10 protein-coding genes are annotated in these 12,982 nt (G+C 64.0%); 5 read left to right on the top strand and 5 right to left on the bottom strand.

Translation table 11 applies throughout. The annotated features are described in order from the left end of the window. Positions 1-31: 31 nt before the first annotated feature. Positions 32-2,341, bottom strand: coding sequence for a DNA translocase FtsK (locus BJG93_RS03730; protein WP_027197010.1), 2,310 nt, complete (start codon positions 2,339-2,341; stop codon positions 32-34). A gap of 389 nt (positions 2,342-2,730) precedes the next feature. Between BJG93_RS03730 and trxB the strand changes: the two genes are divergently transcribed. From trxB to BJG93_RS03710, 4 genes are all read left to right on the top strand, one after another. Continuing rightward, entirely contained in the window at positions 2,731-3,732 is a 1,002-nt protein-coding gene (gene trxB, locus BJG93_RS03725; protein ID WP_027197009.1) for a thioredoxin-disulfide reductase, read from the top strand. Positions 3,733-3,914: 182 nt separating this feature from the next. Next, complete coding sequence (locus tag BJG93_RS03720; protein ID WP_027197008.1) at positions 3,915-4,682, top strand: Smr/MutS family protein; 768 nt, start codon at positions 3,915-3,917, stop codon at positions 4,680-4,682. A gap of 114 nt (positions 4,683-4,796) precedes the next feature. Then, complete coding sequence (locus tag BJG93_RS03715) at positions 4,797-5,456, top strand: glutathione S-transferase family protein (protein WP_027197007.1); 660 nt, start codon at positions 4,797-4,799, stop codon at positions 5,454-5,456. Between the two features lie 131 nt (positions 5,457-5,587). Continuing rightward, the gene (locus BJG93_RS03710; protein WP_027197006.1) at positions 5,588-6,508 is read left to right on the top strand and encodes a LysR family transcriptional regulator; all 921 of its coding nucleotides are present in this window, start codon (positions 5,588-5,590) and stop codon (positions 6,506-6,508) included. A 71-nt stretch (positions 6,509-6,579) separates the two neighbouring features. Here the strand turns inward: BJG93_RS03710 and BJG93_RS03705 are convergent, their stop codons facing one another. The 4 genes from BJG93_RS03705 to BJG93_RS03690 all read right to left on the bottom strand — a co-directional run bounded on the left by BJG93_RS03705 (position 6,580) and on the right by BJG93_RS03690 (position 11,012). Further along, positions 6,580-7,695 (bottom strand): ABC transporter ATP-binding protein, encoded by a 1,116-nt coding sequence (locus BJG93_RS03705; protein ID WP_027197005.1) that lies wholly within the window; start codon positions 7,693-7,695, stop codon positions 6,580-6,582. A 93-nt stretch (positions 7,696-7,788) separates the two neighbouring features. Beyond that, on the bottom strand, positions 7,789-8,646 hold the full coding sequence (locus tag BJG93_RS03700; RefSeq protein WP_027197004.1) for a carbohydrate ABC transporter permease: 858 nt from the start codon (positions 8,644-8,646) through the stop codon (positions 7,789-7,791). Further along, the gene (locus BJG93_RS03695; protein ID WP_027197003.1) at positions 8,636-9,574 is read right to left on the bottom strand and encodes a carbohydrate ABC transporter permease; all 939 of its coding nucleotides are present in this window, start codon (positions 9,572-9,574) and stop codon (positions 8,636-8,638) included. The genes BJG93_RS03700 and BJG93_RS03695 overlap by 11 nt, the downstream gene beginning before the upstream one ends. 190 nt (positions 9,575-9,764) lie before the next feature. Further along, positions 9,765-11,012 carry an ABC transporter substrate-binding protein gene (locus tag BJG93_RS03690; protein ID WP_027197002.1) on the bottom strand — a complete coding sequence of 416 codons (1,248 nt, stop codon included), beginning with the start codon at positions 11,010-11,012 and terminating at the stop codon, positions 9,765-9,767. Between the two features lie 498 nt (positions 11,013-11,510). On the opposite strand from BJG93_RS03690, the gene zwf reads away from it, so the two are divergent. Beyond that, positions 11,511-12,974 (top strand): glucose-6-phosphate dehydrogenase, encoded by a 1,464-nt coding sequence (gene zwf / locus BJG93_RS03685; protein ID WP_027197001.1) that lies wholly within the window; start codon positions 11,511-11,513, stop codon positions 12,972-12,974. The last annotated feature ends 8 nt before the right edge of the window (positions 12,975-12,982 follow it).

Raw genomic sequence — 12,982 nt, 5'->3', positions numbered from 1 at the left:
CTTGATTGAATTCGGTACGCAACGGCTACGGCTATTCCGCCTCGCGCGCCGGCGCCAGAATCTCGCGATTGCCGTTCGACGACATCGCCGACACGACGCCCGAATTCTCCATCTGTTCGAGCAGACGCGCCGCCCGGTTGTAGCCGATGCGCAGGTGCCGCTGCACCAGCGAAATCGACGCGCGGCGATTCTTCAGCACGACGTCGACCGCCTGGTCGTATAACGGGTCCGACTCGCCTTCGGTGGACGCGGTTCCCGCCGAGCCTTCGTCGCCCTCGCCGCTCACGCCGCCTTCGAGAATGCCCTCGATGTAATTCGGCTCGCCCTGCTCCTTGAGCTTGTCGACCACGCGGTGCACTTCGTCATCCGACACGAACGCGCCGTGCACGCGCACCGGCAAACCGCTGCCCGGCGGCAGATACAGCATGTCGCCCATGCCGAGCAGCGACTCGGCGCCCTGCTGGTCGAGAATCGTGCGCGAGTCGATCTTCGACGACACCTGGAACGCCATGCGCGTCGGCACGTTGGCCTTGATCAGGCCGGTGATCACGTCGACCGACGGACGCTGCGTCGCGAGAATCAGGTGAATGCCGGCCGCGCGCGCCTTCTGCGCGATCCGCGCGATCAGCTCTTCGACCTTCTTGCCGACGACCATCATCAGGTCGGCCAGTTCGTCGATGACGACCACGATGTTCGGCAAACGCGTCAGCGGCTCCGGATCGTCCGGCGTCAGGCTGAACGGATTCGGCAACTTCTCCTCGCGCTTGGCCGCTTCGTCGATCTTGTTGTTGTAGCCGGCGAGGTTACGCACGCCGACCTTGCTCATCAGCTTGTAGCGGCGCTCCATTTCGGCGACCGCCCAGTTCAGCGCGTGACCCGCCTGACGCATGTCGGTGACGACCGGACAGAGCAGATGCGGAATGCCTTCGTAGACGCTCATCTCGAGCATCTTCGGATCGATCAGGATCATGCGGACCTGCTCGGCGCTTGCCTTGTACAGCAGCGACAGGATCATCGCGTTGATACCGACCGACTTGCCCGAACCGGTGGTGCCGGCGACGAGCAGGTGCGGCATCTTCGCGAGGTCCGCGCACACCGGCTTGCCGCCGATGTCCTTGCCCAGACCCATCGTGAGCGGCGACGCGGCATCGGCATACACGGCCGAGCCGAGAATTTCGGAGAGGCTCACGGTCTGACGGCGCTGGTTCGGCAGTTCCAACGCCATGTAGTTCTTGCCCGGAATCGTTTCGACGACGCGGATCGACACGAGCGACAGCGAGCGCGCGAGGTCCTTCGCGAGACTGACGATCTGGCTGCCCTTCACGCCAGTGGCCGGCTCGATTTCGTAGCGCGTGACGACGGGACCCGGATACGCGGCGACCACGCTCACTTCGACACCGAAGTCCTTCAGCTTCTTCTCGATCAGGCGCGACGTGAATTCGAGCGTGTCGGCAGAGATGGTTTCCTGCGCGGCCGGCGCGGAATCGAGCAGCGAGATGGGCGGCAGCGTGGAGTCGCCCGGCAGATCCGTGAAGAGCGGCACCTGGCGCTCCTTTTCGACGCGCTCCGACTTCGCCGGCGTGGCGAGGGGCGGCACGATCATCACCGGCTCGTGCTCCTCGATGCGCACACGGCCCTTCTCGACCTTGCCTTCGCGCTTCACGGCGGCTGCTTCGCCGAGCTTGCGATCGCGCCCGGCCTCGCGGCGCAGCTTCGCGAAGGTCACGGCGGAAATGATCGATTCGCCGGCCTTCTCCGCGACCGACAGCCACGAAAAGCGGAAGTACAGCGACAGCCCAATCGCGAGACCGAGCAGCAGCGCGAGCGTGCCGCCGGTGAAACCGAGCGCATGCGAGATGCCGCGCGCGACAGCCTCGCCGATCACGCCGCCGGGCGCGCGCGGCAACTGCACTTTCAACGACCACATGCGCAGCGCCTCGAGGCCGTTGCACGAGAGCAGCACGAGCATGAACGCGAACGCGTCCGCGAGCCAGCTTACGCCACGCGGCGCGTCGTCGCCGTGCGGCTCTTCATTGCGGGTGATGCGCTTGTAGTTCGCCGAGATGTGGCGGCCGAGCAGCACGATCCACCAGTAGGCGGACAGACCGAACAGCAGCAGCAAAATGTCGGAGGTCCACGCGCCGACGCGGCCCGCCCAGTTCGAGATATGGTCGACCTGCGCGGCGTGGGTCCAACTCGGATCGTGCCTGCTGTAGCTGACGAGCGACATCAGCAGGAACACGCCGAGCGCGACCTGGAGAATCCAGCGGATTTCGGTGAAGAGACGCGACATGCGGTGCGGCAATGCCTGCGCGCTCGCGGTGTAGGGAGCTTTTGCCATTGATCCTGTTGCCTGGGGTAGCCGGTTCAGGCTGAAACTGCCGCCGGGAACGCGGCCCGAGCCTCGCCGCGCGCGGCTTCGGGCCCGATCCCGGCTACCGGAAACTTCGATCCGGGCTATTGTAAACGCTGTGTCCCGCGCGAGGCTGTAAATGACGGTAACTTGGCCGCTTGGCCACCGCTGCATGCGCGAGGCGCCCTGATTTCGTCAAATTGCGCCGCATGCCCGCGCCGTGCGCGTTCCCGCCACGCTATCGGGACGATCGGAAAGCTTGATGGCGCAGCCGTGTGCCCCGCCCTTTATAATGTGGGGCTGATACCCATCTACAGTTTCAGTTCAAAACGCACGGCTACGCAGCGGCGAGCCGCGCGCCGTACAAGGATTCGATCATGCCCGCAACTGCAACGAAACACGCCAAGGTTCTGATTCTCGGTTCCGGTCCCGCCGGCTACACGGCGGCGGTTTACGCGGCGCGCGCCAACCTCGCGCCGGTGCTCGTCACCGGCCTTGCGCAAGGCGGCCAGCTGATGACCACGACCGACGTCGAAAACTGGCCCGCCGACGCCAACGGCGTGCAAGGCCCGGAACTGATGGCGCGCTTCCTCGAGCACGCCGAGCGCTTCAACACCGAAATCATCTTCGACCACATCCACACGGCGAAGCTGGACGAGAAGCCGATTCGCCTGATCGGCGATTCGGGCGAATACACCTGCGACTCGCTGATCATCTCGACGGGCGCATCGGCACAGTATCTCGGCCTGCCGTCGGAAGAGGCGTTCATGGGCAAGGGCGTGTCGGCCTGCGCGACCTGCGACGGCTTCTTCTATCGTCAGCAGCACGTCGCCGTGATCGGCGGCGGCAATACGGCCGTCGAAGAGGCGCTGTACCTCGCCGGCATCGCGAAGAAGGTGACCGTGATCCATCGCCGTGACAAGTTCCGCGCCGAGCCGATCCTGATCGACCGTCTGCTCGCGAAGCAGAAGGAAGGCGTCGTCGAAATCAAATGGAACCATGTGCTCGATGAAGTGACCGGCGACAACTCCGGCGTGACCGGCCTGCGCATCAAGCACACGCAGACTGACGAGACCACCGACATCGCGCTGCAGGGCGTGTTCGTCGCGATCGGCCACAAGCCGAACACCGACATCTTCGAAGGCCAGCTCGAGATGAAGAACGGCTACATCATCACGAAGGGCGGCCTGAACGGTTTTGCGACCGCGACGAGCGTGCCGGGCGTGTTCGCCGCCGGCGACGTGCAGGATCACATCTATCGCCAGGCGATCACGAGCGCGGGCACCGGCTGTATGGCCGCGCTCGACGCGCAGCGCTATTTCGAGACCATCAACGAGATGGCGGGCGAGCACGCGATGAGCGCGGAAGCGGAACGCTGATCGGCTGCGCGTTGCCGCACGGCGACGTGAACTCGCGAGAACGGGCGCGACAGTAAAATGACGGTGGCGCGCAGCGCAGCCGTGATTGGCTCACGAAGGCCGCGGCTGCAATGCCGGCGGCCTTCGTCTTTTTTACCCCTGGCTGCGCATCACCGATCGATCTTTCCGCCTGTATTGCCGATATGCCGAAGAATCAGCCCCATCCGAACGAACCGAGACGCCCTCGAGCCGCCACGCGTTCCGCGCCCGCAGCGGCGGTGCCCGCGGTCGCGCCGAAGCTCGATCGCGCGTCGGGGCTCGCCGGACTCGGCGCGTTGCGTGAAGCGTTGAAGGGCGACGCCGAGCGGCGCGAGCGCGAACAGGCGGCGGCGCGAGCAGCGCAGCGCGAAGCGGCCGCCGATGCCGATCTGTTCCGCCGCGAGATCGGCGAAGTCGCGCCGCTCGCCATTGCGCCGCGCGCGACGCTCACGCGCAATCCCCCTCCGCCGCTGCCGGTGCAGACATTGCTCGACGAGGAAGCGGTGCTGCACGAAGCGATCTCCGACGAGTTCGATCCCGAAGTGCTGCTCGAAACCGACGAAACGCTATCGTATTGCCGCCCCGGCGTGAGCCGCGACGTCGTGCGCAAGCTGCGGCGCGGCGACTGGATCGTGCAGTCGCAGATCGACCTGCACGGCATGCGGCGCGACGAAGCGCGCGAGGCGCTCGCGGAATTCATCCGCGAATCGGTCAAGCGCGGCCTGCGCTGCCTGCGCGTAATTCACGGCAAGGGCTTGGGGTCGATCGGCAAGGAGCCGGTGCTCAAGGGCAAGGTGCGCGCGTGGCTCGTGCAGAAGTCCGAGGTGATCGCGTTCTGTCAGGCGCGCCCGCATGACGGCGGCGCCGGCGCGGTGGTCGTGCTGTTGCAGCCGGGATCGTTGCCGCCGCAAGGGGCGAAGGCGAACGTCTGACGTCGATTTTCTCGGCCGTCGTTCGTCGTGGGGTAAACGGCCAGCCTGGCCGTCGCGCGGTGGCCAACATCGTCACCGTGTGCTCGTGCTGTGCAACCGTCAAAGGTGATCGCGATGCCCCTCCAGCTTTATGCCCATCCGTTCTCGTCCTACTGCCAGAAGGCCCTGACCGCGTTATACGAAAACGGCACGCCGTTCGAGATGCGCGTGCTCGCGCACGACGACCCGCGGATCATGGCCGAATTCGCCGCGCTGTGGCCGATCAAGCGCTTCCCGGTGCTGGTCGACGGCGGGCGCACGGTGATCGAGGCGAGCATCATCATCGAATACCTGGGCCTGCATTATCCGGGGCCCGTGGCGCTGTTGCCGGCCGATCCGCGCGCCGCGCTCGACGTACGCGCGATGGACCGCTTCTTCGACAACTACATGTCGACGCCGCAGCAGAAGATCGTCTTCGACAGTCTGCGCGCCGAGACCGAGCGCGACGCGCGCGGCGTCGCCGATGCGCGCGCGATGCTAGACACTGCGTACGCATGGCTCGACCGGCACATGGCCGAGCGCGAATGGGCCGCCGGCGACAGCTTCAGCCTCGCCGACTGCGGCGCCGCCCCGTCGCTCTTCTACGCCGACTGGACCCATCCGATCGACCCCGCGTTCGCGCACGTGCGCGCGTACCGGCAGCGGCTGCTCGCACGGCCCTCGTTCGCACGCGCGGTCGACGAGGCGCGGCCGTATCGGCCGCTGTTTCCGCTGGGCGCGCCGGACCGGGACTGAGCAACGAGCGGCGGTAGCGGGTTCGCGGGAACGAGGCGCCGGCAGACAACCCGTTTTGCTGACTGTAGACTTCGTGTTTTGTCGCAAGCCGGACCCGCCGTTCTGTCGGCTCACCACTCACAAGGCACCCCATGGACCGTTTCGAAGCGATGGAGATCTTCACGCGCGTGGTCGAAGCGAACAGCTTCACCAAGGTTTCGGAATCGCTCGATCTGCCGCGCGCGAAGGTCAGTCGTACGATCCAGGCGCTCGAGGAACACGTCGGCGTGCGTCTCCTGAACCGCTCGACGCGCCAGGTCAGCGTGACCGAAGACGGCGCGTCGTTCTACGAGCGCTGCATGCGCATCCTCGCCGACGTCGCCGATGCCGAATCGTCGCTATCGAACAAGCGCGAGAATCCGGCCGGCACGATCCGCGTCGACACGTCCGGCACGCTCGCGCGCTCGCTGCTGCTGCCCGCGCTCGACGACTTCTACGCGCAATATCCCGCGATCGACGTGCGCCTCGGTCTCGCGGATCGCAACATCGATCTGATCCAGGACGGTGTCGATTGCGTGATCCGCATGGGCACGCTCGAAGAATCGAGCCTCGTGGCGAAGCGCATCGGGCTTGCGCGCATCGTCACGTGTGCGTCACCGGCGTATCTGCGCAAGTTCGGCACGCCGACCACACTGGCGGAGCTCGCCGAGCATCGCGCCGTCAACTACGTGTCCGCACGCAGCGGCAGGACCTTTCCGTTCGAATATGAAGTCGACGGCGAAATCGAGCGCGTCGCGATGCAAAGCACGCTCGCCGTCAACGACGGCTCCGTGTACATCAGCGCGGGCGTGCTGGGCCACGGCATCATTCAGCCGTCGCGCTTCATGGTCGCCGAGCTGATCGAGCAAGGCGCGCTCACGGAGATTCTCGGTCACTACACGAGCCCTCGCACGCCGTTGTCGATTCTGTATGCGCACCGCCACAATCTGAGCTCACGGTTGCGCGCGTTCATCGATTGGGTCGACGAGCTTGCGCGCGGTAATCCGGACTTGCGCTCGCCCGAGGCGGCTTAGCGGCTGCAAAAAACCAAAGCCCCATGCGCAATTCAACGCATGGGGCTTTTCTGCAACGACGGATTCAGCGCTTAGGCAATCCGCTCTTCATTCGCCGGATCGAACAGCACCGCCTTCGACGCATCGAACAGCAGCGTCGCGTTCATGTCCGGTTGCGGGTTCGACGCCGGGTGTACGCGGCTCACGATACGCTTGCCGTTGACCTGCGCGAACACCAGCGTGTCCGGACCCGTCGGCTCGATCACGTCGACCTTCACTTCGACCGGCTGCAGCTTCGAGTCGTCGCCATGCGCGCCGCGTGCGTCGGTGATGCGCTCCGGGCGCAGGCCGAGGATCACGTTGTTGCCCACGTGCGAGCGCACCTTCGCCGAATCGAACGGCAGCACCAGCGCCTTGCGCGCAACGCCCGTATCGAGTTCGATGCCGACGCCCGAGCCCTGCTCGACCAGCTTGCCTTCGATGAAATTCATCGGCGGCGCACCGATGAAACCCGCGACGAACAGGTTCGACGGCGAGTCGTAGATGTCCTGCGGTGCGCCGAACTGCTGGACGATGCCGTCCTTCATCACCGCGATGCGGTCGCCGAGCGTCATCGCCTCGATCTGGTCGTGCGTCACGTAGACGATCGTGGTGCCGAGGCGCTGATGCAGCAGCTTGATTTCCGAACGCATCTCGATACGCAGCTTCGCGTCGAGGTTCGACAGCGGTTCGTCGAACAGGAACATCACCGGATCGCGCGCGAGAGCGCGGCCCATCGCGACGCGCTGACGCTGGCCGCCCGACAGCTGGCCCGGCTTGCGATCGAGCAGATGCTTGATCTGCAGCGTGTTCGACACGCGCTCGACGATCTGCGTCTGCTCCGGCTTCGGCACCTTGCGGATATTCAGGCCGAACGAGATGTTCTCGCGCACCGTCATCGACGGATAGAGCGCGTACGACTGGAACACCATCGCGATGTCGCGATCTTTCGGCGACAGGTTGTTGACCGTCTTGCCGTCGATCTGAATCTCGCCCTTGGTCACGGTTTCGAGACCGGCAATCATGTTGAGCAGCGTCGACTTGCCGCAGCCTGAGCCGCCGACCAGAATCAGGAACTGGCCGTCTTCGATGTCGATGTTGACACCCTTCAGAACCGGCACCCCGTTCGGGTAGGTCTTGTACACGTCACGGATGGAAAGGCTTGCCATGCTGTGAATCCTCTAGTCTCTGGTACTGCTTGAAAACGTCTTGTCAGGAGACGGCGGCACGCGTTCGGTGAAACGCCGTCGCTCTACGATGATTTAGCCCTTCACCGCGCCCGCGGTCAGGCCGCGCACGAAGTAACGTCCGGCGATGATGTAGACGAGCAAAGTCGGCAGCGCGGCGATGATCGCGCCGGCCATGTCCACGTTGTATTCCTTCACGCCGGTCGAGGTGTTCACGAGGTTGTTCAGCGCCACCGTGATCGGCATCGAATCGACGCCGGAGAACACGATACCGAACAGGAAGTCGTTCCAGATCTGTGTGAATTGCCAGATCAGGCACACCATGAAGATCGGCAGCGACACCGGCAGCAGGATCTTCGTGAAGATCGTGAAGAAACCCGCGCCGTCGATACGCGCGGCCTTCACGAGTTCAGCCGGCACGCTCACGTAGAAGTTGCGGAAGAACATCGTCGTGAACGCGATACCGTAGATTACGTGCACCAGCACCAGGCCGCTCACCGTGTTCGACAGGCCGATGAAGCCTTCGAAGCGCGCCATCGGCAGCAGGATCGCCTGGAACGGAATGAAGCAGCCGACAAGCAGCATCGTGAAGATCGGATCGGCGCCGCGAAAACGCCAGTGCGTGAGCACATAGCCGTTGAACGCGCCGATGATCGACGAAATCAGCACGGCCGGAATCACCATGCGCACCGAGTTCATGAAGAACGGCTGCATGCCGTCGCAACGCACCCCGGTACACGCACCGCTCCACGCCTTGATCCACGGCGCGACACTCCAGCTGGTCGGCGGCGTCAGCAGGTTGCCGGTGCGCAGCTGGTCGATGTCCTTGAACGACGTCGACAGCATCACGTACAGCGGGAACAGGAAGTACAGGGCGAACAGAACCAGGGCCGCGTAAATGACGGCACGGCTAATCGTCATCTTAGGCTGCATTGCGGGTGCTCCTCGATTCCATATACATCAGCGGCACGAGCACGGCCACCACGGTGGCGAGCATCATGATCGACGATGCCGCGCCGACGCCGAGCTGCCCGCGATTGAACGAAAACGTGTACATGAAGATGGCCGGCAGCGACGACGACGTGCCCGGACCGCCGGCGGTCAGCGCGACGACCAGGTCGAACGTCTTGATGGTGATATGGCAAAGAATCAGCAGTACGGAGAAGAACACCGGCCGCATGCTCGGAATCACGATCTTGCGGTAGATGGTCGGCAGGTTCGCGCCGTCCATCTGCGCGGCCTTGAAGATTTCGCTGTCGACGCCGCGCAAACCGGCGAGAAACAGCGCCATCACGAAGCCGGTGGACTGCCAGACCGCCGCGATCACGATACAGAAGATCGCCTTGTCCGGATCGCCCAGCCAGTTGAACGAGAAGCTCGTCCAGCCCCAGTCGTGAAACACCTTCTCGATGCCGATGCTCGGCGTCAGAATCCATTGCCACGCGGTGCCGGTCACGATGAACGACAGCGCCATCGGATACAGGAACACGGCGCGCAGCGCGCCTTCGTTGCGGATCTGCTGATCGAGCAGGATCGCGAGCAGCAGACCCAGCCCGATGCAGATACCGATGAACGGAATGCCAAACCAGCCGAGGTTCGCGGCCGAGGTCCAGAACACGTCGTTCTGGAACAGCTCGCGATAGCGCTCGAGGCCCGCGAACTCCCAACGAGGCATCAGCCGCGACGTAGACAGCGACAGATAGCCGGTGATTGCGATAAAGCCATACACGAAGATCAGGCTGATGACGACGCTGGGTGCGAGCACCAGCTTCGGAATATAGCGATCGGCAAGGGCCGCCATGGGCGACGTGCGGCGGGCGACGGTGGCCGTTTTCCCGTTCCCGCTGATGGAAGCAGTCACTACTCGACTCCTGCTGAAACTGTACCGTCCGGCTTACCGTGCGTGCATGGCGCGGGACCGTGACGGCCTGGGTGTGACTCGATGAAACCAGGGTGAGCCGCGTGGCGCCGGAGGTCCGACCCGACACGGCCCGAAGGTGCGCCCGGTGCTTCAGATGCCAGCCGCCGGGCGCAACGCTTCGTACTTACGCTTACTTGGTCTTCGCTGCCTTCGCGAGTGCCTGAACCGCGGTCTTCGAATCTTCCTGCGAGTTCATGAACTTCGTGACGACGTCGGAGATCGCGCCTGCCGCGGCATCCGGCTGAGCCATGCCGTGAGCGAGCGACGGCACATAACCGCCAGCCTTGATCGCGACCTGCTCATCCGCGTACGACTTCTTCGCGCAGTCGTCGAACTTGTCCATCGGCACGCCGAGACGCACCGGGATCGAGCCCTTGTAGAGGCTGAACTGTTCCTGGAACTGCGGCGACATGATCGTCTTTGCGAGCGCGAGCTGGCCCGGGGTCGCGGCCTTCTGGCCCTTCTGCTGGAAGAACACGAACGAGTCTACGTTGAACGTATAGGCCTTGTCCGTGTTCGGCACCACGGCGCAGATGTAGTCGGTGCCCGACTTCTTGCCGGCGTTGGTGAACTCGCCCTTCGCCCAGTCGCCCATGAACTGCATGCCGGCCTTGCCGTTGATGACCATGGCCGTTGCCAGGTTCCAGTCGCGGCCCGTGCGGCCCGCGTCGAAGTAGCCCTGGATCTTGCGGACCGTGTCGAACACGCCAACCATCTTTTCCGAGGTCAGCGTCTTCTCGTCGAGGTCGACGAGCGCCTTCTTGTAGAAGTCCGCGCCCTGCGACAGCACAACGTCTTCCCACAGCGTCAGGTCTTGCCACGGCTGGCCGCCCATCGCGATCGGCTGGATGCCCGCGGCCTTCATCTTGTCGGCCACCGCGAAGAACTCAGGCCACGTGGTCGGCACCTTGCCGCCTGCCTTGTCGAGCGCTGCCTTGTTGATGTACAGCCAGTTCACGCGGTGCACCGAGAAAGGCGCGGCGACATAGTGGCCGTCCGCGTGCATGATCTTGTCGATTTCCGGCGGCAGATTCTTTTTCCAGTCGCCCGCAACCGAATCGATCGGCACCAGCACGCCCTGCGAAGCCCAGTCCTGGATCAGCGGACCCTTGATCTGAGCGGCGCTCGGCGCGTTGCCCGAGATCACCTGCGTTTTCAATGCCGTCATGGCCGCCGCGCCAGCGCCGCCCGCGACCGCGAAGTCCTTCCACGTGTAACCCTGCTTCGTCATGTCGTCCTTGAGGACGCCGACGGCCTTGGATTCGCCGCCCGAAGTCCACCAGTGCAGCACTTCGATCGACTCGGCAGCCTGCACGGCCGACACGCCACACATCAGACCCGCAGCGCACAGAGCGCCCATGATCGCGCGAAATTTCATTGCTTATCTCCTCCAGACACCTGAACAAAAAAACGAATGGCCCCTGATGTCGCCAGGGTGCTGTGGTTGGTTCAAACAGGCAAAACACTGGGCGATCGTGCATGGTCGGGCGCATGCGCGAGGGCATGTGCCGGCGGACCGATGTCCGGCCGCTAGACGCTCAAGAGGTGAGTGGTTCGGGATGCAACTGACTGTCTCCTCTTTTGATTTTTGCCTGCCCGCATCGCGCTGCAGACTCGAGGTGCTTGATACGCACCGGAAGGCGTTGTCCCATTGTCCGTAGCATGCCCGGGGACGCCCGCCGATTCGCAAAGACGTGCATTCCGCCTCTACAGCGCACGCTTTTTTCATCGAATTAACGCTACCTCTTGATTTGGATTGTAGTTAAACTACAATTCAGTGTCAAAAAATATTTTATTGGACTACGGTCGTCCTTCCAGGCCGCTGCGCATGCAGTGTCTGTCAGCGCGGCGGCCTTCAGGATAGCGGCGGAGACTCATGCAAACCGACTCAAGCTTCACCTTCGTTCTCTTCGGCGGAACCGGCGATCTGTCGATGCGCAAGATCCTGCCCGCACTGTTCGAGGCGCACCGCGCGGGCGGCATGCTCGCCGACAGCGGCAAGATCGTCGCGGTAGCGCGGCACGTGGCCGATCGTGGCGAGTACCTGCAATGGGTGGACGAGCACGTCAAGCCGCATGCGTCGAAGAACGGCGTCGACGAAGCCGCATGGACGAGCTTCCTCGCGCGCATCGAGTTGGTGAAGATCGATCTCGGCAATCCGGAAGATTTCGCGCAACTGCGCGACGCCATCCAGGATATGCCCGGCATTCGGGTGTTCTATCTGGCGACCGGCCCGTCGCTGTTTGTGCCGATCTGCCATGCGCTCGCCGCGGTGGGTCTGAACCACAACGCGCGCATCGTGCTCGAGAAGCCGCTCGGCTACGATCTGAAGTCGTCGAACGCAATCAATGATGCAGTCGGCGAAATCTTCGCGGAAGAACAGATCTACCGGATCGACCATTATCTCGGCAAGGAGCCGGTGCAGAACCTGCTCGCGCTGCGCTTCGGCAATGCGCTGTTCGAGCCGCTGTGGCGTCGCGAGTGGGTCGAGAGCATCCAGATCACAATCGCCGAGGAACTCGGCGTCGAAGCGCGTGGCGATTTCTACGACAATACCGGCGCGCTGCGCGACATGGTGCAGAACCACCTGTTGCAGCTGCTGGCGATCGTTGCGATGGAGCCGCCCCACTCGATGGATTCCGACTCGGTGCGCGACGAAAAACTGCGCGTGCTGCGCGCGCTTAAACCGATCGATCCGCACGAAATCGGCAAGGTCGCGGTGCGCGGCCAGTATCATTCGGGCGTGATCCGTGGCAACGCAGTGCCGGCTTACGCGACCGAGCACGGCGTGAAGCCGGACAGCTCGACCGAGACGTTCGTCGCGCTGAAGGTCGAGATCGAGAACTGGCGCTGGGCCGGCGTGCCGTTTTTCCTTCGCACGGGCAAGCGGCTCGCCGATCGCGTCGCCGAGATCGTCGTTAATTTCCGTGCGGTGCCGCATTCGGCGCTCGGCGCATCGGCGCTGCGTGCGGGCGCGAATCGTCTCGTGATCCGTCTGCAGCCGAACGAGACGATTCGCCTGTACTGTCTCGCGAAGCAGCCCGGCGAGGGCATGAACCTCGCGAGCGTGTACCTCGATCTCGCGTTCGACCGGTTCTTCCGCGAAGCCCAGATGGAGGCCTATCAGCGGCTGCTGCTCGACGTGATCAACGGCCGCCTCGCGCTGTTCGTGCGGCGCGACGAACAGGAAGCCGCATGGCGCTGGGTCGAACCCATCCTGAACGAATGGAAGGCGTCGACCAAGCTGCCCAAGCCGTACGCGGCAGGCACGTGGGGACCGGCCGCGGCGAGCGCGATGCTCGCCCAGCACGGCACCTGCTGGCTCGAGGAAGAGAATTGAGTTTGATG

The organism is Paraburkholderia sprentiae WSM5005, from assembly GCF_001865575.2.
GTDB lineage: Bacteria > Pseudomonadota > Gammaproteobacteria > Burkholderiales > Burkholderiaceae > Paraburkholderia > Paraburkholderia sprentiae.
Note: the sequence above shows the minus strand (reverse complement) of the source record. Positions and strands in the feature narration are given on the sequence as shown.